The organism is Vibrio sp. McD22-P3, assembly GCF_021568915.1.
GTDB lineage: Bacteria > Pseudomonadota > Gammaproteobacteria > Enterobacterales > Vibrionaceae > Vibrio > Vibrio mediterranei.
On record NZ_JAKGTN010000023.1, the window covers coordinates 56993 to 80510 of the forward strand.

A 23518-nucleotide genomic window follows, 5' to 3' on the forward strand; every position below is an offset into this window, starting at 1 on the left:
GCTCCTAAGCTGCCATATTAGCGAATAGATAAACCTGATAACCAAGGAATAGCACGAACAAAATAAAGCCTTCGACTCGATTAATGCTCTTAGATTTGCCCAGTGCCATTACAACCAGTAATAGCGAAACGGCCAGCATAACCCAGAAATCACGGCCCATAGCATGTTCACTGAGTATAGAAGGGTTAATGATACCTGGAATACCCATAACGGCGAGGATGTTGAAGACGTTTGAACCTATGATGTTACCTACCGCCATATCATCTTCGCCTTTTAGAACACCAGCAAGAGAAGCGGCCAGTTCTGGTAGGCTGGTACCAATCGCGATAATTGTTAGACCAATAACAAGATCGCTCATACCAAAATACTGGGCGATCGTTACGGCGCTATCTACCAGTCTATCTGCTGCGATAGGGAGGATGATTAGGCCAATCACCACCCACATAGCTGCTTTAGCGTTACTCACACCTTCTGGAATTTCGGACTCTTGGTCTTCCAGCATGGCGTCATTGTTGCCACTCTCTTTTTCTGCTTTGCTGATACGAAGCATGGCAAGGATAAATGCGCCAAATAAGGCAAACAGAATAATACCTTCGTAGAAACCAAGGTGGCTATCCCAAAGAATAAGACCCGCGATAAGCGTTACCGCGATCATTAAAGGTAGCTCGCGTCTCAGAACCGCAGATGAAATAGAAAGAGGCTTAATCATGGCCGTAATACCAAGAATAAGCGCAATATTGGCGATGTTGGAGCCTAGTACGTTACCAACCGCAGTATCCGTTTTCCCTTCTAGGGCGGCGGTGGCCGAAACCATCATTTCTGGCGCTGATGACCCCATAGCAAGAATAGTCATACCGATAACTAGTGGCGAAATACCCACATTGCGTGCCAGTGCCGCGGCGCCGAATACTAATTTATCAGCACTCCAAACGAGAAAAACCAGTCCAATTATCAGAAACACTACGGCTTCAAGCATGTTTTTATCCACTTCTATTTTTCTGAGACATTTGGCGGCTAATTTTGACGGTTTGTCGGCCAAAATGGAAGCTAATCAACAAATAAAATAACAATAGTGCGCCGAAGCTAATACGCTAATAGATAGACTAAGGTTAGGATCGAAGTCATAAATGCGCGTAATGACGCAAGTTTGTTGTAATGGGGTTTGACTCTGTAATTATCCAACCATTTGGATATAAGGGTTTTAATTGTCCGCTTGTATCATTATTATTGTTTAGCATAGGACTACTGTTAGGATGATAAGGAAATGTATGTCAAACAATGACTTGGTTTCCGTTAAGGGACTGACTTTTGCGCGTGGCTCACACGTCATTTTTGATGACGTCGAGTTGCATGTACCAAAAGGTAAGATAACAGCCATCATGGGACCATCGGGAATTGGTAAAACAACATTACTTCGTCTGATCGGTGGACAAATCTCGCCTGACCATGGGGAGATTTGGTTCGAAGGCGACAATATTCCTACGCTTTCTAGAAAACGTCTTTACCATGTTCGCAAGAAAATGAGCATGCTATTCCAATCGGGTGCACTATTTACCGACCTTAACGTCTTTGACAATGTCGCGTTTCCTTTGCGTGAGCATACAGAACTGAGTGAGTCGATGATTCGTACTTTAGTGCTGCTAAAGTTAGAGGCTGTCGGATTACGTGGAGCATCTCAACTTATGCCAAGTGAACTTTCTGGAGGCATGGCAAGACGTGCGGCGCTCGCAAGAGCTATTGCGCTTGATCCTGAATTAATCATGTACGATGAGCCCTTTGTTGGTCAGGACCCTATAACGATGGGAGTGCTGGTGGAGCTTATTGGCAAGTTGAACAAGGCACTAGACCTTACCTCTATTGTTGTTTCTCATGATGTTCCTGAAGTTATGTCCATCGCAGATTGGGTTTACTTGCTCGCTGATGGAAAAGTTGTTGCTTGTGGTACTCCTGATGAATTGAGAAGTAACCCTGATACTCGAGTCCAACAGTTCTTGCTCGGCGAAGCCGATGGACCCGTTCCATTCCGTTATCCAGCAAAAGCATTAACTGAGGAGCTGTTCTAATATGTCGTTTCCTTCAGTATGGATTCAAAAAGTCGGTCAGCGATCTTTATCTCTTTGCCAATCATGGGGTAGGGCAACCTTTATGCTATTTGGTGTCCTGTTTTCCAAACCACAGCCCAAAAAGCACTTTCCACTATTAATAAAACAGCTGCATAACGTTGGTGTGCAATCATTGGCCATTATTATGGTATCAGGGCTGTTTATCGGTATGGTCCTAAGTCTGCAAGGATATGTGGTACTCGTCGATTATGGGGCGGAGGGCAGTTTAGGACAGATGGTGGCGTTATCGCTATTAAGAGAGTTGGGTCCAGTTGTTACTGCACTATTATTTGCTGGGCGTGCAGGCTCGGCACTAACCGCTGAAATTGGCTTAATGAAAGCCACTGAACAGTTATCGAGCATGGAAATGATGGCCGTTGATCCTCTTAAACGAGTGATCTCGCCTCGTTTTTGGGCCGGGGTTATTTCCATGCCGCTATTGGCTATGATCTTTATGGCGATAGGTATTTGGGGGGGCCAACTGGTTGGTGTGGACTGGAAAGGTATCGATCACGGCAGTTTTTGGTCAGCGATGCAATCGTCCGTAGAGCTGGGTCGAGACATTGGTAATAGCGTCATTAAGTGTTTGGTGTTTGCGATTACGGTGACGTGGATTGCGCTATTTAATGGGTATGATGCCATACCGACTTCGGAAGGTATTAGTCAGGCGACAACGAGAACCGTCGTGCACTCATCTTTGGCGGTATTAGGTTTAGATTTTGTGCTTACAGCACTGATGTTTGGCAATTAAGAGTAAAGGACAATTCAATGCAACAAACCAGAAAGTTAGAATTGTGGGTAGGCAGTTTTGTCATCATCGGACTTTGCGCAATCTTGTTTATGATTTTTCAGGTTGCTGACGTGAAAGGGTTGGGCTCAGGGGATACTTATAAGCTGGAAGCAAGGTTCGATAATATCGGTAGCCTAAAAGTTCGTTCTCCTGTGAAAGTTGGTGGCGTCGTTATTGGCCGAGTCAGTGATATTAGTCTTGATAAGGAGAGCTATTTACCGGTGGTAACCTTATCTATTAGCTCGGACTACCGTTTCCCAGATACCTCGAGTGCACAAGTGCTAACATCAGGGTTGATTGGTGAGCAATATATAGGTCTAGTGCCTGGGTTTATCTTTGATGATGAAGGTTATCTAGCCGATGGTGACAGAATTGAAGACACCAAATCAGCGTTGGTGCTCGAAGATATGATAGGTCAAGTGCTCTATAGCATTGGCGGTTCCGATGAGAAAAAGGAGTAAAGTGATGTTCAACAAATGTTTACTGATATTTAGTGCCTTGATGCTCTCATTTGGTCTACATGCTAATGAGATTGATGCCACCAAGCCCTATGACATGATGCAGAAAGTCGCCGATAAAGCGTTTACTCGTTTAGCGAATGAGCAAGAGCAAATTCAGAAAAATCCTGACTATCTTAAGGTGGTAGTCGAAGAGGAACTAATGCCTTACGTGAACGATCGCTATGCGGCGTTGAAGCTACTGGGTCCTAACTTAAAAGGTGCTAAACGAGAAGATGTGTTAGAGTTTGCCAGAGCATTTCGAGAGTACTTGATTACTTCTTATGCGCAAGTTTTAACCCAATATACTGGACAGGATGTTCAATTTGGTCCAGAACCAAAAATTGATGATAAGACGACCATTATCGGTGTTCGTGTGACAATTATGGACTCACCGAGACCTAATATTAATCTCGAGTTTAAACTCAGAAAGGATAAGAAAACAGGCGAATGGAAGGCCTTTGATATGATTGCAGAAGGCATTAGTTTGCTCTCTAGCAAGCAATCTGAATGGAACAGCAAAATTCGTCAAGATGGCATATTAGCGGTAGCAGAAGAACTTGAGCAGTTGGCACAGGCGCCGATTCGTTTTGAAGGCAGCAAAAAATAATGGACACTAAATTAGTGGTTCGTAACGAAGGTGTATTAGAGCTAATTGGTAACGTTGATCGTGATACTGTACCAGAGCTTTGGAATACTATTCAAAGCGTTAATTTTGATGAGCCTGAGATGGAATTGGCGTTAGATAAAGTAAAACGGTTCGATTCTGCGGGATTGGTGATGCTAATTCACTTATTAGAGCATGCAAAAAATCGAAAGTGTCATATAATGCTCAGCTTCGTGCCCGATGAGCTGAAAATACTGTTTCAGCTGTATAACGTTGAATCAGTTATTGAGAAACACATTTAGGAGTATCTTGTGGATAGCACAAAAGTACAGGAACTATTACAAAACGCATTGAACCTAGAAGAGCTACACGTAAAAGGTGAAGGTAGCCACTACGAAGTGATTGCGGTAGATGCTCAATTTGAAGGCATGAGCCGAGTTAAAAAGCAGCAGATGATCTATGGTCCTCTGATGGATTATATTCAGCGTAATGACATCCACGCAGTTTCAATTAAAGCCTATACTCCAGAAGAGTGGGCTCGTGATAAAAAGCTGATGTCTTTGTAAGGTTTATTAATGGATAAGTTTCGAGTTATTGGATCGGATCAGCCGTTATCTGGCGAAGTGTCGATCTCAGGTGCTAAAAATGCAGCACTGCCTATTTTATTCGCTTCTATTCTGGCTGAGGAGCCTGTAGAAGTGGCCAACGTACCACATCTTCGTGACATTGATACGACTATGAAACTACTTAGCCGTTTAGGTGCCAAAGTGCATCGCAACGGTTCTGTTCATGTTGATGGTAGCCAGATTAACGAGTTGTGTGCACCTTATGACTTGGTGAAAACCATGCGTGCATCGATTTGGGCATTAGGTCCACTGGTTGCTCGTTTTGGCAAAGGACAAGTTTCACTTCCTGGTGGCTGTGCCATTGGTGCGCGTCCGGTAGATTTACATATTCATGGTCTTGAGCAGCTCGGTGCCACCATCACATTAGAAGATGGTTATGTGAAAGCGGAAGTGGAAGGTCGATTGAAGGGTGCTCACATTGTGATGGACAAAGTGAGCGTTGGTGCGACTATCACGATAATGTGTGCTGCAACATTGGCTGAAGGTACTACTGTACTTGATAATGCGGCTCGTGAACCTGAAATCGTCGATACCGCTGATTTCTTGAACAAGCTAGGCGCAAAAATCACTGGAGCAGGTACCGATACTATCACTATCGAAGGTGTAGAACGTCTTGGTGGTGGCAAGCACTCTGTTGTTCCAGATCGCATTGAAACAGGCACTTTCCTAGTAGCGGCAGCGGTATCAGGCGGTAAGATTGTTTGTCGCAATACGCATGCTCATCTATTAGAAGCGGCATTAGCTAAGTTAGAAGAAGCTGGGGCTAAGATCGAGACTGGCGATGACTGGATCTCATTGGATATGACCGATAGAGAGCTTAAAGCGGTTTCAATTCGTACTGCTCCACACCCTGGCTTCCCTACAGATATGCAAGCTCAGTTTACTTTGCTTAATATGATGGCAAAAGGTGGCGGTGTGATTACCGAAACGATTTTTGAAAATCGTTTTATGCACGTTCCTGAGCTAATGCGTATGGGCGCAAAAGCAGAAATTGAAGGCAACACTGTGATTTGTGGTGATGTTGAATCATTGAGTGGTGCACAAGTGATGGCGACTGACCTGCGAGCTTCGGCAAGCTTGGTTATCGCTGGTTGTATTGCGCATGGTGAGACAATTGTAGACCGTATTTATCATATCGATCGTGGTTATGAGCGTATTGAAGATAAGCTGTCTGCACTAGGTGCTAACATCACACGTATCGCGGGTTCTGCTGAATAATAACGATAGATTATAAATAGCCGAAATCTTAAGGTTTCGGCTTTTTTTTGAAGCCATTAGCGGAGACCAAAATGGTTGCTTTCCTACGCTGCATTGCAGTGGCGATATTTGCGGTAATTATGTTCGTATTTGGATGTGGTTACTGTTTACTTAGTCCGAGAAATCCTAAACACGTGTTTACGTTTGGGCGTTATTTTGGCGCTATGTCGAAGATCTTTGGTATTAAACTCGATCTTCGTTTACCTGAAGATGCCTACAAACGCGGTCAACACATCTATATCGCTAATCACCAGAACAACTGGGATTTGTTTACGGTATCTTCTGCCGTTACACCTAATGTGGTAACTGTTGGTAAAAAGAGCCTGCTATGGATGCCATTCTTTGGTCAGCTTTATTATTTAACAGGTAATATTCTGATTGATCGTGCTAACCGTAGTAAAGCGAAAGGTACGATTGACCAAGTTGTTGATAGCATGAAGAAAAGTAACCTTTCAGTTTGGATGTTTCCGGAAGGTACACGCTCTCGCGGACGCGGCTTATTGCCATTTAAAACGGGTGCTTTTCATGCCGCGATTGGGGCAAAGACACCAATCATTCCTATTGTGTGTAGCAGTACGAGCCATCTAAAGCTTAATAAGTGGGATAATGGTCATATCATCGTTGAGATGCTGCCACCTATCTCGATCGAAGGCTACGGCAAAGAAGATGTGAGAAAACTGGCGAATGTATGCCGAGAGCAGATGGCAGAGAAGCTAGAGCAGCTTGATGCTGAAGTGGCTGAGTTAAACAGCAAAAAATAACACTAAAAAGGGTTGTCAATGACAACCCTTTTTAATACATAGCAGAACTTACTTACGTACTGCGATAGCTTCGATTTCAATCTTCACATCTTTAGGAAGACGAGCAACTTCAACACAAGAACGCGCAGGGTAGTTAGCCACTTGTTGCTCGTCAAAGAACTTACCATACACTTCGTTTACTGTACCAAAGTCGTTGAGATCTTTAACGAAAACCGTCATTTTTACGATGTCTGAAACCGTTAGGCCAGATGCTTCAACAACCGCTTTTACGTTGTCTAGAGACTGACGTGCTTGCTCAGCGATATCTTCTGACACTTCACCCGTTTGCGGATTTACTGGGATCTGACCTGAAGTCAGTACCATGTTACCAAGGTCGACACCTTGTACGTAAGGACCGATTGCTGCTGGTGCAGATTCTGTATGAAGTACTTTTGTCATCGTTTTATCCATTGTTCTGTGAATTCAAAGAGAGTCTAGACTGCCTCTAGGCTCAATAAAAATCAAGCCTACAATGTGTAGGCTTGTTTAATAATCGTGTCATTCTTAGCTTTCAGTAACGATCTCACGCGAATAGACTTTTTCGCAGTATTTGCATTTGAGACGAATGTCTTGATGTTTCTCGAACACCTTGAAGCTACTGTCTACGGGTTCATTGTGAGTAATGCAGTTGCTATTAGGGCACTCGAATACTCCCGTGATTGTTTCTGGCAGTTTTAACGCCAGCTTTTTACACACTTCATAGTTTTCAATTTGGTTGACGGTAGCATGTGGTGCATAGAGTGCCAGCTTGTTCGCTTGTTCTTCAGTGATAAACACGTTCTCTATCTTTAATAGATCCTTACAACCTAATGCTGAAGAAGGAAGGTTTAGACCAATCGTGACACGCTGTTTGGATTGATCCATAGCGAACAGTTTGAGAACTTTGATGCCAATGTTTGCTGGGATATGGTCGATAACCGTGCCGTTTTTAATTGCTTCTACTTGCAACTGGGTTTCTTTAGACATGATCAATCCTCCTTAAAGCGTTTCGTTTAGAACTAGAGCGAGCAGAGCTTCACGGGCGTACACACCGTTTTCAGCTTGTTGGAAATAATACGCATAAGGCGTTTTATCTACGTCGACAGTAATCTCGTCAACTCGTGGCAATGGATGAAGCACTTTTAGGTTATCGCGTGCGCCTTTCAATGTATCAGCAGAGAGAATATAAGCCGATTTAATGTGTGCGTACTCAGACTCATCAAAACGCTCTTTCTGTACTCGCGTCATATATAGAACATCCAGTTCAGATACTACACTTTCCATGTCGGTATGCAGGCTAAATTGGATGCCAGCTTCTTCAAGCTCTTCACAGATATAGTCAGGCATCGCAAGTGCATCGGGAGCGATAAAGAAAAAGCGAACGTTATTGAATTTCGCTAGGGCTTGCGTTAACGAGTGTACCGTGCGGCCGTATTTCAAATCACCAACAAAGGCAACGTTAATATCATCTAAACGACCCTGGGTTTCGTAGATGCTGTATAGGTCTAGCAGTGTTTGTGTTGGATGTTGGTTGGCACCATCACCTGCGTTGATAACTGGTACACCGTTTGAGAATTCAGAAGCCAGACGTGCCGCACCTTCTTGTGGGTGACGCATGACAAACGCATCAACATAAGACGAAATAACCTGAACTGAATCTGCCAGTGTTTCACCTTTTTTAGCAAGCGAGGTATTACCACCGCTATCGAAACCAATCACGTCTCCGCCGATACGTTGAATGGCGGTTTCAAATGACAGACGCGTACGTGTTGAAGGTTCAAAGAAACAGCTAGCAACAACCTTGTTTTTGATGAGTTCAGGTTGAGGGTTTGATTTTAGTTGACCGGCTGTCTGTACAATGAGTTCTAGCTCGTCACGTGACAACTCTGGAATTGAGATAATGTGCTTTTGAAAGAGCGTATTCGCCATGTTTATCTTCCCTATAGTTAAAACCAGACCAGATGGATATTCCAAGTGCGAAAGGAGCGTGCTCAATCACAGCTAGGAATGCAGGCATAAAAAAACCCCCCATAATGGGAGGTTTAGTAATCAACAGGAAATAATAACGGTGCGTGATAAGCAAAAAGCTTATCGAGAGCGTGATGTGTTGTAAAACTCGCTTGCGCCATTGATTGTTCCCCAGACAAATTGCGGAGAATTATACGCCTAAAAATCGTTAGCGCAAGCGATTACATCAAAGGTTTATCGTTAAACTACAAGTGAATTTGACTAGCTGCCTAATGTGGCGACCATGACGGCTTTGATGGTGTGCATTCGGTTTTCGGCTTCATCGAATACGATGGAGTAATCCGATTCGAATACATCATTTGTGACTTCGAGACCATTCAAGCCATATTTTTCGGCGATTTCTTTACCTATTGTGGTTTGGTCATCATGAAATGCAGGTAAGCAGTGCATAAATTTCACATCTTTGTTATTGGTAGCTTTAATCGTATCCATGTTTACCTGATACGGTTTCATTAAGGCAATACGCTCTTCCCACGCCGAGGCTGACTCGCCCATAGAGACCCAAACGTCCGTATACAAGAAGTCACAATCGGCTACACCTTGTTGTACGTCCTCGGTGAGAGTAATCGAAGCACCTGTTGATAGTGCGATAGTTTGACATTCATCAACGAGGCTTTGCTCTGGCCAAAAAGCTTTTGGCGCAACCAAACGAATATCCATTCCCATTTTTGCGGCACCGACCATTAGAGAGTTCCCCATGTTGTTGCGAGCATCCCCTAAGTAGGCAAATTTAATTTGGTGTAATAACTTGCCTTTGCCGTGCTCTAGCATGGTTAAAAAGTCAGCGAGAATTTGCGTTGGGTGGAATTCATTGGTTAAACCGTTCCAAACAGGTACGCCAGCGTGAGCGCCTAGCTCTTCAACGATATCTTGTCCAAAACCACGATACTCAATGCCATCGTACATACGACCTAGTACACGAGCCGTGTCTTTCATCGATTCCTTATGGCCTATTTGGGAGCCGGAAGGGCCGATGTAAGAGACTTGAGCACCTTGATCAAAAGCGGCAACTTCAAAAGCACATCGGGTACGAGTCGAGGCTTTTTCGAAGATCAGTGCGATGTTTTTCCCTACCAGTTTTTTTTGCTCTGTGCCGGCATATTTAGCGGCTTTAAGATCTTTAGACAGGTCGAGAAGAAACTGAATCTCTTTTGGTGAATAGTCGAGAAGCTTGAGAAAATTCCTATTTCGTAAGTTGTAAGCCATGATTCGTACCCTTTTATTTAGTTTCTTGGTTTATTTATACATAAAAATTCTTTTATTGTGAATAAGTATTTTAATTTAATGCAAAAAAAGCCCCTAATAGGGGCGTTTGATAAATAATTATGTTTATATGCCATCTCGTTCGATTGGACAGCTCATACAACGGGCTCCGCCCCGACCACGTCCTAGCTCATTACCTGGGATGGTTAGGACCTGAATGCCCGCTTTGTCATACTTTTCATTAGTATACACATTTCTCTCGTAGCCGATAACGACACCGGGTTTGACGGTGAGCACATTGTTAGCATCATTCCATTGCTCACGTTCTGCTTCGTAGTTATCACCACCCGTAGTGATGATCTTCAATTGATCAACGTTAAGCGCACTTTCTAGGGCTTTAAGATAGTTAGGTAATTTTTCAACTTGCATTTGGCCTTTACTGTCGGCGGTTAGACGCCAAGTATCCAGTTTGTCGTTGATGATCTCTGGGTACACTGAGAAGGTATCCACGTCCATATGAGTCATAACGGTATCAAGATGCATGCAAGAGCGATGTTTCGGAAGGTCAATGGCAATGACCTGAGACGCTTGTCCGGATTTAAATAGATTCGCCGCCAAGTTTTCCACGCCCTGTGGGGTGGTGCGCTCAGAGATACCAATTAATACAGCACCTTTACCAATAACAAGAACGTCACCGCCCTCGATGTTGGCGTTATCATAATGAAGATCTTCATCGCCGAAATATTTAATGAAGTCTTGACCTGCGAAGGTTGGATGCCAGCGATAAATAGCTCTTAGATGATTTGTCTCGCGTTGACGAGCGGGCTTCATCATTGGGTTCAACGATACGCCACCATACACCCAGCAAGAGGTATCACGGGTGAAAAGGTGGTTTGGCAGTGGCTCAATGACAAAATCAAGCGGCTTACTCATCTTTTGTAATATAGAAGGGGTTTTTATTGGTAGCTCAGAGTATGCGAGGCCGCCCAACAAAATAGTTGCTAAGTGCTCGTCGTCCATTTCTGTCAGATAGTTACGAAGTTCGTTAGCGAAGATAGGACCATAACGGAAATCAGAAATCTGCGTTTCGAGAAGCCATTCCTTCGCTTCAGGGACGGCAAGAGTCTCTACTAATAAATCGTGAAGCAGCAGTACTTCCACATCTTGGCTGCGTAATGTATTGGCAAAAGCGTCATGCTCTTCACCAGCGGCTTCTACAGCCAGTACATCATCAAACAGTAGTTCATGGCAGTTTGATGGCGTGAGGTGGGTTAGGGCGCGTTCTGGACGGTTTAACAATACACGGCGTAATTGGCCTACTTCCGACCCAACGTACAACTTACTCATTGTGATTCCTTTCAGTTTTGATTGCGCTATTTATGACAAGCTTGTTATCAAGATGCAAGTCAAAATGTCAGTGTTTATTACTGCAAAATCTTAAAATTGCAGTGATATTGTGGATTTAAGTAGAGAAATGCAGATAAATTTTTTATAAGAGAGTTGTGCTAGTTTCTGTGAATTCTTGCTTGAGTATGCAGGCCTCTTGAGCAGTTTTAATGCAATATTCATGAATGATATGTGCATAAAAAAACGTAAATTTGCAGAAAATACTGGGTATTGTGACTAAAGCAAAACCAGGTCAAAGTTAAGAATAGAGTGTTTGATATGCAAAATTGCCTCATAACCTTTCTGGGCGATTGTTGCTGATTAGCTATGGCTTTTGTCTAAGTTTATGCTGAAATCAGAGGTAAGTAATGAAATGTTAAAATTATGTTTCTGTGATCTCGATCTTGCTCGGTTTGAGTTCGATAACTGAAAAATAGTCAGGAAAGATCTCGGTTTGATCTTTCGATTTCAGCTGACTTCTCGTATCATTCATGCCGATAACCTATTTATAGCTGGAGCACTTTATGTCTCAACAAGATGAGTATATGTCCGTTGAAGATTTGATCGAAATTCAAAAGGAAGAAACTCGCGATATCATTCAGGCCTTAATTGAAGATGGAAGTGATCCAGAGGCATTGTATGAGATCGAACACCACCTGTTTGCTGAAGATTTCGATCGTCTTGAGAAGGCGGTTGTTGAAGCGTTCAAAATGGGCTTCGAAGTGCTAGAAGCGGAAGAGACCGAAGACGAAGACGGTAACAAACTGTTGTGCTGCGACGCGACAATGGAATCGACTCTGAATGCAGAGCAGATTGACGCACAAGTTGAAAAGCTAGTGCACTTAGCTGAGAAGTACGACATCATCTATGACGGTTGGGGTACATACTACGAGGGCGAAGATGCTCTTTATACCGATGAAGATGAAGGCGACGAAGAGTAAGCCTTAATTGTTGTTGAAAGGCCAGCTTAGCTGGCCTTTTTGCTATCTGGTGGGTTCAACTATCTTTCGATAACGGATTTGATTATACTGCGCTAAATATGATCTAGGTCAATTCACACCATGAAAAAGAATTTGGCTGGCCTATGGCAGCTGTCCCCACTTACTGATCTCTCTATACCTCAAGATGATCTCTCTTTCCCAGGCGCTTTAAGCCAGGTCTTACCTTCAGAGCTTACCGAAGAAATGATTGCCAACCAAGAATGGCACCTCATGCATGACTTTGAGTTAACGGAAGAAGAGTTGCAGAATCCGGCGGTCGATTTGGTGATCGGTGGTGTTGAGCATTATGCAGAAATTCGTATTAATGGTCGTGCAGTGTTGGATTGTGATGGCAGTGAAGCGACGTATCGTCGCGAAGTAAGAGCCCATTTACAACAGGGACCCAATCGCATTGAAATCTTGTTCTTAGAGTATGATGAAGAAGACTTGTTGATTGATCTTGATGAAGCGCCGCAGTGTTCTTTATCTGTTACCAAACCTGCAACCGAGACACGTATCGGTGTATGGCAAATGCCTTATTTGCAATTTATTCCACATGTTAGGTTAGAGCATGTAGCAATGGAACAGATCTGGCACCATGGTGGTGGCTGTGAGTTTAAAGTCGACCTTCATTATCGTACCTACCGTGCAGGTTTAGTATCAGCGTCAGTCAGATTTAACGGTATGACATTACATTTGCCTATTGATGTTCGAGCACATCATGCATCGGCTCTGTTTCAGGTTGAAGCACCTAAATATGCTGATCCGAGTCAGCCTAATCCAGATGACTTGTACAGTCTGATAGTAAATTTAGATGGGCAAGTGCAGGAATTTGATGTGGCGTTAAGTCAATCACTTTGCGTGACTCATGTAGCTATGTAGCTATGTAGCTATGTAGCGATATAGTCTTATTTGTTATCTGGCATTCAACATTGCTAGTTATGACAATTATAAGTGCATAATCAAGTTTGCTCTCTTGCTAAAAATCTCAACAAGAGAGCAAGTCGTTACTTCTATAACAAACGTTTCAGACGATATAGCTCTTCCAATGCCTGTCTCGGTGTTAGATCGTCAGGGTCGATTTGTGCCAGAGCTTCTTCCACTTCGCTTGGCTCTGGAATCAAACTCAACTGATTGGCAATGTCGACTTGTGGAGAATCGTTGGTCGTTGGCTTTTGACCTAATTGTTCCAACTGAGTGAGTTTTTGTCTCGCATTCTTTATGACCGCTTTTGGTACACCGGCCAATCCGGCGACAGCAAGGCCGTAGGATTTACTCGCCGCTCCTTCTTGAACCGCGTGCATAAAGGCGATGGAGTCACCATGCTCTACCGCATCAAGGTGAACGTTAGCGAGATGTGGTAGCTGGTTTGGCATTTCTGTCAGTTCAAAATAGTGGGTCGCAAACAAGGTCATAGCGCCAACTTTGGTCGCTAGCCATTCAGCACTTGCCCACGCTAGCGATAGACCGTCATAGGTGCTGGTACCACGGCCGATTTCATCCATTAACACCAAGCTGTTTTCTGTCGCATTGTGTAAGATGTTTGCCGTTTCGGTCATCTCGACCATGAACGTAGAACGACCAGAGGCAAGATCATCGGATGCCCCAATACGCGTAAAGATGCGATCCAGTGAACCGATTTCAGCGGACTCTGCAGGGACATAAGAGCCAATGTGAGCCATCAGTGCAATCAGTGCCGTTTGGCGCATATAGGTCGACTTACCACCCATATTCGGACCGGTAATGATTAACATTTTTCGCTCCGGGTTGAGCGAGATAGGGTTGGCAATGAATGGCTCATCCATCACCTGTTCAACGACAGGGTGGCGGCCACCTTGAATCAGAATACCGGCATTGTCACTGAGGGCTGGGCGACAATAATCGAGACTTTCAGCACGCTCAGCTAGGTTTTGCAAAACGTCTAATTGCGATAGCGCTGAAGCTAGATTTTGCAGTTGCTCCAACTGTGGCAGCAACAAATCAAACAGCTCTTCCCATAGCTTCTTCTCAATTGCCAACGCTTTAGACTTAGAGTTAAGCACTTTATCTTCATGCTCTTTTAACTCTGGAATAATATAGCGTTCGGCATTCTTCAAGGTTTGGCGGCGCACATAGTGCGGTGGTACTAGGTGACTTTGACCGCGACTGACTTGAATGTAGAAGCCGTGTACATTGTTGTAACCAACCTTCAGGGTGTCGATACCGTGGCGATCTCGTTCATCATGCTCCAGTTTCTCAAGGTAAGCTGTCGCACCATTAGCTAAATCACGCCACTCGTCCAATTCGGCATTGTAGCCATCAGCAATGACGCCACCATCGCGAATTACTACGGGTGGGTTTTCTTTGATAGCGCGCTCAAGCAGTTCTGCCAAGCTGTCCATAGGTGCGGAGTATTGAGCCAGTTGCTGCAAGTATGGGTGAGCAACAGTTTCAAGACTTAGTGCTAGCTCGGGCAAGAGGTTCAGAGCACTGCGCAATCGAGCCATATCTCGTGGCCTTGCAGAGCGAAGTGCCAAACGTGCCAAGATACGCTCGATATCACCAATTTGTTTCAACGTAGGCGAAAGCTCGGTATACAACGCATCTTGTTTGAGTTCTGAGATAGCATCAAGGCGATAGTTCAAAGTCTTAATACAGCGCATCGGTTGATGGATCCAGCGCTTCAGCATTCGGCTGCCCATTGCTGTCGCAGTGTGATCTAAGACTTCGGCTAGCGTGTTGTCTTGTCCGCCCGATAAATTCTGAGTTAGCTCAAGGTTGCGACGCGTGGCTGCATCAAGTACTACAGATTGGTCTTGGCTCACTAGCGTCAATGAACGGATGTGTGGTAGAGCCGTGCGCTGAGTGTCTTTAACATACTGAATTAAACAACCTGCAGCGCAGAGACCGAGTTCGCATTTCTCGACCCCAAACCCAATAAGATCTTTGGTACCAAACTGCTGATTCAGTTGCTGCCTTGCCGTATCAATCTCAAACTCCCAAATTGGACGACGGCGATTACCATTGCGGTTAGCCATCAGTTCAACGGGTTCAAAATCCTCAGGGAATAACAACTCTTTAGGTGCCGTGCGTTGCAGTTCTGCCAACATCGCTTCTTCGGTACTAGGTTCACAAAGTTGAAAGCGACCTGAGGTAATATCTAGCGTGGCATAGCCAAATTTACCGTTTTGGTGGTAGATTGCGGCAATTAGGTTATCCAATCGTTCCGATAGTAAGGCTTCATCTGAAACGGTTCCTGGCGTGACAATTCGAACCACGCGACGCTCTACTGGACCTTTACTGGTAGCAGGGTCGCCAACTTGCTCGCAGATAGCGACAGATTCGCCCAGTTGAACCAGTTTTGCTAAGTAGCCTTCCACGGCATGGAAAGGGACACCGGCCATTGGAATAGGCTCGCCCGCGGATGCGCCCCGTTTGGTTAGAGAAATATCGAGCAGTTGAGACGCACGTTTCGCGTCGTCATAAAAGAGCTCGTAAAAATCACCCATTCGGTAGAAAAGCAGGATATCTGGATTCTCGGCTTTGAGTTTCAGATATTGCTGCATCATTGGCGTATGTTTTTGTTCCGCTTTCACTGTCACATCTTTAGCTGCTTGTTTCAATTGCTGCTTAGGATACGTGAAACCGACGTGAGCGAAAAGGGAATATAAAAAAGTGGCTCTATGGCTTGGGGTCGTTGTCAAACATTGAGTTGTTTAGGAGTTTGCTAGATGAACACTATTGAAGAGTTAAGTTTCAACCTAGGCGCGTTACTCGAACAGAAAGATCATATCCTTGTGACCGCGGAGTCTTGTACTGGTGGCGGTGTGGCGACGGCAATCACTGATATTGCTGGTAGCTCTGCGTGGTTTGATCGAGCATTTGTTACTTACAGCAACGACGCAAAAATCGATATGCTTGGCGTCGCAACTGAAACCCTTGGACAGAATGGAGCGGTGAGTGAAGCCGTTGTTGTTGAAATGGCACAGGGTGCGCTGCAGCATTCTAAAGGGACGCTTAGCGTTGCCATTAGTGGAATTGCTGGTCCTGGAGGGGGGAGTGAAGACAAACCGGTAGGAACCGTTTGCTTTGCGTGGGCTTCACAACAAGGTTGGCTCAAGGTCGAAACCTGTTTGTTTGAAGGTGACCGAGCCGCAGTACGTCAGCAAGCTGTAATGCATGCGCTATTGATATTGTATCGTCACGTATTGGAAGACGAGCCTTACTGTTAACAAAATAACACTCGCGGCATCAACGATTTGCTGTTTGTGTCGGAAAAATTTTCATACAGGTATAGACACTGTATGAATCAACAGTATAATAAAACCATATCGCGATGCTTTTATGCATCGCTCACTAATTAGAAAACTGCCAAAGCAAGTAACTTGCGTAGAGCCTATATCCGTAAAGGATAGTTGTGGAGAAAGTAATGGACGAGAATAAACAAAAGGCGTTAGCCGCTGCATTAGGTCAGATTGAAAAGCAATTTGGTAAAGGCTCGATTATGCGCCTTGGTGATAACCGCACCATGGACGTTGAAACCATTTCAACAGGTTCACTTTCTCTAGATATCGCTCTAGGTGCTGGTGGTCTTCCTATGGGTCGTATCGTAGAAATCTACGGTCCTGAATCATCAGGTAAAACAACGTTAACGCTAGAGTGTATTGCCGCGGCACAGAAGCAAGGTAAAACATGTGCGTTTATCGATGCAGAACATGCCCTAGACCCAATCTACGCGAAGAAGCTTGGTGTTGATATTGATTCGTTACTTGTCTCTCAACCAGATACAGGTGAGCAAGCTCTAGAAATCTGTGATGCACTAGCACGCTCTGGTGCTATTGACGTGATGGTAGTCGACTCTGTTGCGGCTCTAACGCCAAAAGCAGAGATTGAAGGTGAAATGGGCGATAGCCATATGGGTCTTCAAGCGCGTATGCTTTCTCAAGCGATGCGCAAGCTAACTGGTAACCTTAAGCAGTCTAACTGTATGTGTATCTTCATCAACCAAATCCGTATGAAGATTGGTGTGATGTTTGGTAACCCAGAAACGACAACAGGTGGTAACGCACTTAAGTTCTACGCGTCTGTTCGTCTTGATATTCGTCGTACTGGTTCTATCAAAGAAGGTGACGAGGTTGTTGGTAACGAAACTCGCATCAAAGTTGTTAAGAACAAGATTGCAGCACCATTTAAACAAGCTGAGACTCAAATTCTATACGGCCAAGGTTTCAACCGTTATGGCGAGCTTATTGACCTAGGCGTTAAGCACAAGCTTGTTGAAAAAGCGGGTGCATGGTACAGCTACAACGGCGATAAGATTGGTCAAGGTAAAGCGAACGCATGTAAATTCCTTCGCGAAAACCCAGAAGCGGCACAAACGATTGATGCGAAGCTTCGTGAAATGCTACTAACACCAGCACTGGAAGAAGCTCCAGAGCAAGGTGAAGCGCCAGCTGAAGAGTTGTAAGCGTTAACAACCTCATTGAGATAAGCCCTGCAGAGCAGGGCTTTGTTGTATCTGTACTTTGTTCGTCGAGTGACTATGTTTCAACGAAAACCACCATCATTGTCAGCGAAAGAAGCCGCGATTCAATTGTTGAGTCGTCGAGATCATGGTGAGTATGAGCTTTATCAAAAACTTGCTTTTAAAGGCTACGAAGAATCTGAAGTAGAAGCGGCGTTAGATTTTTGTCGTGATTGTCGCTATTTGGATGACTTGCGTTTTGCCAAGAGCCAAATTCGTCAGCATGTATACAAGGGTCATGGTGAGCGTAGAATTCGCCAAGAATTAAACCAAAAGCGCGTCTCAGATTCTGTCGTTGATGAAGCGATGTTAGAGGAGCAAGTGGACTGGTTCGAGTTGGCTAAAACAACGGCGGAGAAAAAGTTTCGACTCGGAAAATCAAAAGATCCGAAAGAATACGCCAAACAAGTGCGTTTTTTGCAGTATCGAGGTTACACATTTGAACAGATTAACTATGCACTAAATGCCCTTGAGAATCCTTAGTTCACCTGCAACCACTTGTCCTAACGCGATTAATCTCTAATTTCTTCCAGTTTCCTGCCTTTTTTACCAGAATACTAGGCGAATCCTTACTCATGGGGTTACAATACGTCCCCAAAATCTAACTCGAATTATTTCAGGAAGAGCTGCATGTACATGAGCACAGATGAGGTTCGCAACGCGTTCCTTAAGTTCTTTGAGAGCAAAGGGCACCAAATCGTAGACAGTTCATCGTTGGTTCCACACGATGACCCAACTCTGCTTTTCACCAACGCCGGTATGAACCAGTTTAAAGACTGTTTCCTTGGCTTAGAAAAGCGTAACTACACTCGTGCCACTACGGCCCAGCGTTGTGTTCGCGCTGGTGGTAAGCACAACGACCTTGAGAACGTTGGCTTCACTGCTCGTCACCATACTTTCTTTGAGATGCTGGGTAACTTCAGCTTTGGTGACTACTTCAAAGAAGATGCTATCAGCTTTGCTTGGGAGTTCTTAACAGAAACGTTGAAACTGCCAAAAGATCGCCTACTTGTAACGGTTTATGAAACCGACGATGAAGCGTTTGAAATCTGGAACAAGCAAATTGGCGTGCCAGCGGATCGCATTGTTCGCATTGGCGACAAGAAAGGCGGCAAGCCATACGAGTCAGACAACTTCTGGCAAATGGGTGATACTGGTCCTTGTGGTCCATGTACAGAAATTTTCTATGATCACGGTGAGCACATCTGGGGTGGTCGTCCTGGTACCCCTGAAGAAGATGGTGACCGATTCATCGAGATCTGGAACAACGTATTTATGCAGTTCAACCGTCATGCAGACGGTACTATGGAACCGCTACCTAAACCATCGGTTGATACTGGTATGGGTATTGAGCGTATTTCTGCCATCATGCAAGGCGTTCACTCAAACTACGAAATCGATGTGTTCCAAACATTGATCAAAGCTGCAGCTGAAGTTATTGGTTACCAAGATTTATCAAACCAATCTCTACGCGTAATTGCAGATCATATCCGTTCATGTTCATTCCTAATCGTTGACGGTGTGATGCCATCTAACGAAGGTCGTGGTTACGTACTACGTCGTATCATTCGCCGTGCAGTTCGTCACGGTAACAAGCTCGGTGCGCAAGGTGCATTCTTCCACAAGCTTGTTGGTACTCTTGCCTCTGTTATGGGGAGTGCGGGCGAAGAACTTAAGAAGCAACAAGCCGTTGTTGAAAAAGTACTTCGCATCGAGGAAGAGAACTTCGGGCGTACTCTTGAACGTGGTATGACAATCCTGACAGAAGCTCTTGATAACCTTGGTGATGAAAAGGTTCTTGATGGCGAGACAGTATTCAAGCTCTATGACACTTACGGCTTCCCAGCAGATCTAACTAACGATGTGGCTCGTGAACGTGAGTTTACTATCGATGAAGAAGGCTTTGAGAAAGCGATGGAAGCACAGCGTCAGCGTGCTCGTGAAGCCGGTCAGTTTGGCACGGACTACAATGCTGCGATTAAAGTCGATACTGACACTGAATTCTGCGGTTACACAGGCACAGAAGGTTCAAGTTCTGTTGCTGCTATGTTTGTTGAAGGCGCAGAAGTTGATGCGCTATCAGCGGGCGACAAAGCAATTGTGGTGCTAGAACAAACGCCGTTCTATGCAGAGTCAGGTGGTCAGTGTGGTGATGCAGGTGTACTGAAAACAGCGGCTGGTCTATTCAAAGTAGAAGATACCCAAAAACTGGGCAACGCGATTGCACACCATGGTGAGCTTGTCGAAGGTGTTCTAGCAAAAGGTGATGAAGTCGATGCGATTGTTGATGCACAGCGTCGTGCTGCTATTTCATTGAATCACTCTGCAACTCACTTGTTGCACGCTGCACTACGCCAAGTACTTGGTGAGCACGTTACACAGAAAGGTTCTTTGGTGAAGCCTGATAACTTACGTTTCGACTTCTCTCACTTAGAAGCGATGACGAAAGCAGAGATCAAAGAAGTTGAACGTCTGGTTAACGCGCAGATTCGCACTAACCACGTTATTGAAACTAACGTGATGGATATCGAATCAGCGAAAGCCAAGGGAGCGATGGCTCTGTTTGGTGAGAAGTACGATGATGAAGTTCGTGTTCTATCTATGGGCGACTTCTCAACGGAGCTTTGTGGTGGTATTCACGCAAGCAATACGGGTGATATTGGTCTGTTCAAGATTACATCGGAAGGTGGTATTGCTGCTGGTATTCGTCGTATCGAAGCCGTCACTGGTGAAGCGGCACTAGACGCTATCGAAGCTCAAGCTTCTCAATATGAAGAGAAACTAACTGATGCGGCAAGTAAAGCTAAGTCATTAGAAAAAGAGATTCAGCAACTGAAAGATAAACTTGCAGCGGTTGAAAGTGCCAACATTATGGGCAAAGTAGAAGAGATTGCGGGTACGCAAGTTCTTGTTGCAGCTCTAGAAGGTGCAGATAGCAAGAACCTTCGTACTATGATGGACAATGCGAAAAACCAAATGGGCAGCGGTATTGCGTTTATTGCGAACGTAGCAGATGGCAAAATTGGTTTGATTGCAGGTGTGACGAAAGACCTTACGGGCAAAGTAAAAGCAGGCGACCTTGTTAAGATGGTTGCCGAGCAAGTTGGCGGTAAGGGCGGCGGTCGTCCTGATATGGCGCAAGCAGGGGGCTCTGATGTTAAAGCGCTACCTGAAGCGTTAAAATCGATTCGTAGCTGGTTAGAAGAGCGTCTATAACTCTTTAATCGACATCATAAAATGCCCAATCAATGTACGTTGATTGGGCATTGTTGCTTTTGGTCTCGGTGCATTTAAAGTACCAATTGCATAATACCTGCTGAAGAGCTGATTTAATAAGTGTGCGTGTGGACGTCGCTTAATATAAGGGAGCGGCTAAATTGGCCGTAATTTCAAAAATCGACAACGTAAAGTTGTCTTGGGAAGGTGAAGACTGGTGAAAAGACCACTAATCGTGCAAAAGTTCGGTGGAACTTCTGTTGGCTCTGTAGAACGCATTCATAATGTTGCAGAGCACGTAATTCGAGCTAAAGCGTCGGGCAAACAAGTTGTTGTTGTCGTATCTGCGATGTCAGGAGAAACCAATCGATTGGTTGATCTGGCTAAACAGATCGACAAAGTACCCAATGTTCGTGAACTGGATGTCTTGTTATCTGCTGGTGAGCAAATTTCTATGGCATTACTATCCATGACGTTAAGTAAACTTGGACACGCAGCGGTTTCTCTTACTGGCGGACAGGCAAGAATTGCCACTAACAACAACCACAACAACGCAACGATTAGTAGTATTGATACCAGTGTGATTGATGACTATTTGGCTCAGGACAAAATTGTCATAGTGGCGGGCTTTCAAGGCGTGAATGAAATTGGTGACATTACGACTTTAGGTCGAGGTGGCTCTGATACGACGGCGGTCGCGTTAGCCGGAGCGCTTGAAGCTCAAGAGTGTCAGATATTCACAGACGTTGATGGCGTTTACAGTTGCGACCCAAGAATTGTCAGTAAAGCAGAAAGGCTTGATACCATTGATTTTCCTACCATGCATGAAATGGCACACAAAGGGGCGAAAGTCTTACATTTGCCTTGTGTTGCTTATGCATGGAAACATCAAGTGCCGCTTCGTGTGTTGTCGAGTTTCGAACCGGGCGAAGGGACCTTAGTAGCTGGCATGGAATCGAGGCCTGGAATTAGCGGCTTAGCAATACGAAAACAAATAATGGCTCTATGTATGATGGCAGAGCACGCTGATATCGTTGATAAACAGCGCCAAATGCTAGGGGTTGATGATTGCCATTGGGTGACAGATTCCACCTACAAGCAATTGTTAGTGGGCCAAGAGTGTTGCGATAAGCTTCGACTGGTTATTGATGAGAAAGTGGTAGCGACTCAAGAGGTTGCGTTATTGACGCTTGTTGGCGCCGATGCAAAGGCGCAAGCATCACAATATCAACAACTTCTCAACTTATCAGACATATCTGTTCTACACTTTTGTGAGGATAAGCACTCAATTACGTTAGTAATGGAACCGGGAGCTATCGACAAAGCGGCTAACGTACTGCATGATAACTACATTATCACCAGTGAATCCGTTATGAGAGAAGAAAAACAGGTACATTTGGGGTAAATACTTTTCATAAGATAGTTTACGAAAATATAACTTTTGTTGGATAATAAGTTTCGTAGCAAGATAATTAGAGAATACTCAAGGAGCAAAGAATGCTGATTCTGACTCGCCGTGTTGGCGAAACGTTGATGATTGGTGATGAAGTCACTGTTACTGTACTAGGTGTTAAAGGTAACCAAGTTCGCATTGGTGTTAACGCTCCCAAAGAAGTTTCAGTGCATCGTGAAGAAATTTACATGCGCATTCAGGCGGAAAAAGGAAATGGTAACGTTGCTTCAGGCAACTACTAATCCAAACTGAGAGGGCTGGCGTTATGCCGGCCTTTTTGTTGCGCAAAATTCGTCGCTTAATAGAGGCACTAAGTCGGATTTTGTGTAGGAAAGCTACGATTAAATGGTGGTTTGGTTAATTTGCCAACGCTTAGTCTGTTTTTTCCTAATTTTACCAAGAAAATGTTTGACTTATTTTTGGTAAATCGTAATATGTGCCTCCGCAAGACGGTGAGGTGGCCGAGAGGCTGAAGGCGCTCCCCTGCTAAGGGAGTATACGGTTTGTAGCCGTATCGAGGGTTCGAATCCCTCCCTCACCGCCATTCTTGCGAAGTGTTGTATAACACTGTTCTTATTGAACATATTGCGCGCTCGTAGCTCAGCTGGATAGAGTACCTGGCTACGAACCAGGCGGTCGAAGGTTCGAATCCTTCCGAGCGCGCCATTTCTCTCTTCGGAAAGAAATACTGCGGTGAGGTGGCCGAGAGGCTGAAGGCGCTCCCCTGCTAAGGGAGTATACGGTTTGTAGCCGTATCGAGGGTTCGAATCCCTCCCTCACCGCCATTTATTGACTGTTTCAGTCAATTTTTTTGTTCAAAAAGAAATTAAATGTGATATGCTTCACAACCTTGCGCGCTCGTAGCTCAGCTGGATAGAGTACCTGGCTACGAACCAGGCGGTCGAAGGTTCGAATCCTTCCGAGCGCGCCATTCTTTTCGAATGATAGGTTAGGTAAAAGATTTAAGTGAGACTTAATTCAACACCTGTTACAGCATAAGCTGTACAAAGACTTGTTGCGCGCTCGTAGCTCAGCTGGATAGAGTACCTGGCTACGAACCAGGCGGTCGAAGGTTCGAATCCTTCCGAGCG

23 protein-coding genes and 4 tRNA genes are annotated in these 23518 nt (G+C 44.7%); 20 read left to right on the top strand and 7 right to left on the bottom strand.

What is annotated here, in order from left to right:
- Window positions 1-4 precede the first annotated feature (4 nt).
- Window positions 5-976, bottom strand: a complete 972-nt coding sequence (locus L2W36_RS22400; RefSeq protein WP_038228901.1) for a calcium/sodium antiporter — start codon at window positions 974-976, stop codon at window positions 5-7.
- A gap of 292 nt (window positions 977-1268) precedes the next feature.
- On the opposite strand from L2W36_RS22400, the gene mlaF reads away from it, so the two are divergent.
- From mlaF to L2W36_RS22440, 8 genes are all read left to right on the top strand, one after another.
- Window positions 1269-2063, top strand: coding sequence for a phospholipid ABC transporter ATP-binding protein MlaF (mlaF, locus tag L2W36_RS22405; protein WP_006073291.1), 795 nt, complete (start codon window positions 1269-1271; stop codon window positions 2061-2063).
- 1 nt (window position 2064) lies between these two features.
- Window positions 2065-2853: a lipid asymmetry maintenance ABC transporter permease subunit MlaE gene (gene mlaE / locus L2W36_RS22410; RefSeq protein WP_236111651.1), complete on the top strand. Its 789-nt coding sequence runs from the start codon at window positions 2065-2067 to the stop codon at window positions 2851-2853.
- A gap of 17 nt (window positions 2854-2870) precedes the next feature.
- The gene (gene mlaD, locus L2W36_RS22415) at window positions 2871-3353 is read left to right on the top strand and encodes an outer membrane lipid asymmetry maintenance protein MlaD (protein ID WP_006073296.1); all 483 of its coding nucleotides are present in this window, start codon (window positions 2871-2873) and stop codon (window positions 3351-3353) included.
- Window positions 3354-3357: 4 nt separating this feature from the next.
- Window positions 3358-3999 carry a phospholipid-binding protein MlaC gene (mlaC, locus tag L2W36_RS22420; protein ID WP_006073300.1) on the top strand — a complete coding sequence of 214 codons (642 nt, stop codon included), beginning with the start codon at window positions 3358-3360 and terminating at the stop codon, window positions 3997-3999.
- Window positions 3996-4298, top strand: coding sequence for an STAS domain-containing protein (locus tag L2W36_RS22425; protein ID WP_420883067.1), 303 nt, complete (start codon window positions 3996-3998; stop codon window positions 4296-4298). Before mlaC ends, L2W36_RS22425 begins: the two co-directional genes overlap by 4 nt.
- 9 nt (window positions 4299-4307) lie before the next feature.
- Window positions 4308-4562: a BolA family iron metabolism protein IbaG gene (gene ibaG / locus L2W36_RS22430; protein ID WP_006073308.1), complete on the top strand. Its 255-nt coding sequence runs from the start codon at window positions 4308-4310 to the stop codon at window positions 4560-4562.
- Between the two features lie 9 nt (window positions 4563-4571).
- Complete coding sequence (gene murA / locus L2W36_RS22435; RefSeq protein WP_006073309.1) at window positions 4572-5840, top strand: UDP-N-acetylglucosamine 1-carboxyvinyltransferase; 1269 nt, start codon at window positions 4572-4574, stop codon at window positions 5838-5840.
- Between the two features lie 71 nt (window positions 5841-5911).
- Window positions 5912-6640, top strand: coding sequence for a 1-acylglycerol-3-phosphate O-acyltransferase (locus L2W36_RS22440; RefSeq protein ID WP_006073311.1), 729 nt, complete (start codon window positions 5912-5914; stop codon window positions 6638-6640).
- A gap of 48 nt (window positions 6641-6688) precedes the next feature.
- Here the strand turns inward: L2W36_RS22440 and L2W36_RS22445 are convergent, their stop codons facing one another.
- The 5 genes from L2W36_RS22445 to arcA all read right to left on the bottom strand — a co-directional run bounded on the left by L2W36_RS22445 (window position 6689) and on the right by arcA (window position 11236).
- Complete coding sequence (locus L2W36_RS22445) at window positions 6689-7078, bottom strand: RidA family protein (RefSeq protein ID WP_236111652.1); 390 nt, start codon at window positions 7076-7078, stop codon at window positions 6689-6691.
- A 105-nt stretch (window positions 7079-7183) separates the two neighbouring features.
- Window positions 7184-7645, bottom strand: coding sequence for an aspartate carbamoyltransferase regulatory subunit (pyrI, locus tag L2W36_RS22450; protein WP_006073314.1), 462 nt, complete (start codon window positions 7643-7645; stop codon window positions 7184-7186).
- A gap of 12 nt (window positions 7646-7657) precedes the next feature.
- Window positions 7658-8587 (bottom strand): aspartate carbamoyltransferase, encoded by a 930-nt coding sequence (gene pyrB, locus L2W36_RS22455; RefSeq protein WP_006073315.1) that lies wholly within the window; start codon window positions 8585-8587, stop codon window positions 7658-7660.
- A gap of 300 nt (window positions 8588-8887) precedes the next feature.
- Window positions 8888-9892 carry an ornithine carbamoyltransferase gene (gene argF / locus L2W36_RS22460; RefSeq protein ID WP_006073317.1) on the bottom strand — a complete coding sequence of 335 codons (1005 nt, stop codon included), beginning with the start codon at window positions 9890-9892 and terminating at the stop codon, window positions 8888-8890.
- 123 nt (window positions 9893-10015) lie between these two features.
- Window positions 10016-11236 (bottom strand): arginine deiminase, encoded by a 1221-nt coding sequence (gene arcA / locus L2W36_RS22465; RefSeq protein ID WP_006073318.1) that lies wholly within the window; start codon window positions 11234-11236, stop codon window positions 10016-10018.
- A gap of 563 nt (window positions 11237-11799) precedes the next feature.
- On the opposite strand from arcA, the gene rraB reads away from it, so the two are divergent.
- Both rraB and L2W36_RS22475 read left to right on the top strand, forming a co-directional pair.
- A complete protein-coding gene (gene rraB / locus L2W36_RS22470; RefSeq protein ID WP_006073319.1) occupies window positions 11800-12216 on the top strand; it encodes a ribonuclease E inhibitor RraB in 417 nt (138 codons plus the stop codon).
- Between the two features lie 120 nt (window positions 12217-12336).
- Entirely contained in the window at window positions 12337-13137 is an 801-nt protein-coding gene (locus tag L2W36_RS22475; protein ID WP_124940570.1) for a glycosyl hydrolase 2 galactose-binding domain-containing protein, read from the top strand.
- A gap of 131 nt (window positions 13138-13268) precedes the next feature.
- Here the strand turns inward: L2W36_RS22475 and mutS are convergent, their stop codons facing one another.
- Window positions 13269-15830 (bottom strand): DNA mismatch repair protein MutS, encoded by a 2562-nt coding sequence (mutS, locus tag L2W36_RS22480; RefSeq protein WP_236111653.1) that lies wholly within the window; start codon window positions 15828-15830, stop codon window positions 13269-13271.
- A 135-nt stretch (window positions 15831-15965) separates the two neighbouring features.
- On the opposite strand from mutS, the gene pncC reads away from it, so the two are divergent.
- From pncC to L2W36_RS22530, 10 genes are all read left to right on the top strand, one after another.
- Entirely contained in the window at window positions 15966-16466 is a 501-nt protein-coding gene (gene pncC / locus L2W36_RS22485; RefSeq protein ID WP_006073327.1) for a nicotinamide-nucleotide amidase, read from the top strand.
- A gap of 197 nt (window positions 16467-16663) precedes the next feature.
- The gene (recA, locus tag L2W36_RS22490; RefSeq protein ID WP_006073329.1) at window positions 16664-17701 is read left to right on the top strand and encodes a recombinase RecA; all 1038 of its coding nucleotides are present in this window, start codon (window positions 16664-16666) and stop codon (window positions 17699-17701) included.
- 75 nt (window positions 17702-17776) lie between these two features.
- On the top strand, window positions 17777-18241 hold the full coding sequence (gene recX / locus L2W36_RS22495) for a recombination regulator RecX (protein ID WP_038228916.1): 465 nt from the start codon (window positions 17777-17779) through the stop codon (window positions 18239-18241).
- A 147-nt stretch (window positions 18242-18388) separates the two neighbouring features.
- A complete protein-coding gene (gene alaS, locus L2W36_RS22500; RefSeq protein ID WP_236111654.1) occupies window positions 18389-20974 on the top strand; it encodes an alanine--tRNA ligase in 2586 nt (861 codons plus the stop codon).
- A 217-nt stretch (window positions 20975-21191) separates the two neighbouring features.
- The gene (locus tag L2W36_RS22505; protein WP_038228920.1) at window positions 21192-22379 is read left to right on the top strand and encodes an aspartate kinase; all 1188 of its coding nucleotides are present in this window, start codon (window positions 21192-21194) and stop codon (window positions 22377-22379) included.
- 92 nt (window positions 22380-22471) lie between these two features.
- Entirely contained in the window at window positions 22472-22669 is a 198-nt protein-coding gene (csrA, locus tag L2W36_RS22510) for a carbon storage regulator CsrA (protein WP_004415691.1), read from the top strand.
- A gap of 209 nt (window positions 22670-22878) precedes the next feature.
- Window positions 22879-22971 (top strand) — tRNA-Ser (locus L2W36_RS22515).
- A 45-nt stretch (window positions 22972-23016) separates the two neighbouring features.
- A tRNA-Arg gene (locus L2W36_RS22520) sits at window positions 23017-23093 on the top strand.
- 26 nt (window positions 23094-23119) lie between these two features.
- Window positions 23120-23212: transfer RNA gene (locus tag L2W36_RS22525), tRNA-Ser, on the top strand.
- A gap of 69 nt (window positions 23213-23281) precedes the next feature.
- Window positions 23282-23358: transfer RNA gene (locus L2W36_RS22530), tRNA-Arg, on the top strand.
- The last annotated feature ends 160 nt before the right edge of the window (window positions 23359-23518 follow it).

Bases quoted from the DNA above. Each gene is read 5' to 3' on its own strand.
- L2W36_RS22400 (WP_038228901.1), bottom strand. From the start codon at position 976: ATGCTTGAAGCCGTAGTGTTTCTGATAATTGGACTGGTTTTTCTCGTT.
- mlaF (WP_006073291.1), top strand. From the start codon at position 1,269: ATGTCAAACAATGACTTGGTTTCCGTTAAGGGACTGACTTTTGCGCGT.
- mlaE (WP_236111651.1), top strand. From the start codon at position 2,065: ATGTCGTTTCCTTCAGTATGGATTCAAAAAGTCGGTCAGCGATCTTTA.
- mlaD (WP_006073296.1), top strand. From the start codon at position 2,871: ATGCAACAAACCAGAAAGTTAGAATTGTGGGTAGGCAGTTTTGTCATC.
- mlaC (WP_006073300.1), top strand. From the start codon at position 3,358: ATGTTCAACAAATGTTTACTGATATTTAGTGCCTTGATGCTCTCATTT.
- murA (WP_006073309.1), top strand. From the start codon at position 4,572: ATGGATAAGTTTCGAGTTATTGGATCGGATCAGCCGTTATCTGGCGAA.
- L2W36_RS22440 (WP_006073311.1), top strand. From the start codon at position 5,912: ATGGTTGCTTTCCTACGCTGCATTGCAGTGGCGATATTTGCGGTAATT.
- L2W36_RS22445 (WP_236111652.1), bottom strand. From the start codon at position 7,078: ATGACAAAAGTACTTCATACAGAATCTGCACCAGCAGCAATCGGTCCT.
- pyrI (WP_006073314.1), bottom strand. From the start codon at position 7,645: ATGTCTAAAGAAACCCAGTTGCAAGTAGAAGCAATTAAAAACGGCACG.
- pyrB (WP_006073315.1), bottom strand. From the start codon at position 8,587: ATGGCGAATACGCTCTTTCAAAAGCACATTATCTCAATTCCAGAGTTG.
- argF (WP_006073317.1), bottom strand. From the start codon at position 9,892: ATGGCTTACAACTTACGAAATAGGAATTTTCTCAAGCTTCTCGACTAT.
- arcA (WP_006073318.1), bottom strand. From the start codon at position 11,236: ATGAGTAAGTTGTACGTTGGGTCGGAAGTAGGCCAATTACGCCGTGTA.
- rraB (WP_006073319.1), top strand. From the start codon at position 11,800: ATGTCTCAACAAGATGAGTATATGTCCGTTGAAGATTTGATCGAAATT.
- L2W36_RS22475 (WP_124940570.1), top strand. From the start codon at position 12,337: ATGAAAAAGAATTTGGCTGGCCTATGGCAGCTGTCCCCACTTACTGAT.
- pncC (WP_006073327.1), top strand. From the start codon at position 15,966: ATGAACACTATTGAAGAGTTAAGTTTCAACCTAGGCGCGTTACTCGAA.
- recA (WP_006073329.1), top strand. From the start codon at position 16,664: ATGGACGAGAATAAACAAAAGGCGTTAGCCGCTGCATTAGGTCAGATT.
- recX (WP_038228916.1), top strand. From the start codon at position 17,777: ATGTTTCAACGAAAACCACCATCATTGTCAGCGAAAGAAGCCGCGATT.
- alaS (WP_236111654.1), top strand. From the start codon at position 18,389: ATGTACATGAGCACAGATGAGGTTCGCAACGCGTTCCTTAAGTTCTTT.
- csrA (WP_004415691.1), top strand. From the start codon at position 22,472: ATGCTGATTCTGACTCGCCGTGTTGGCGAAACGTTGATGATTGGTGAT.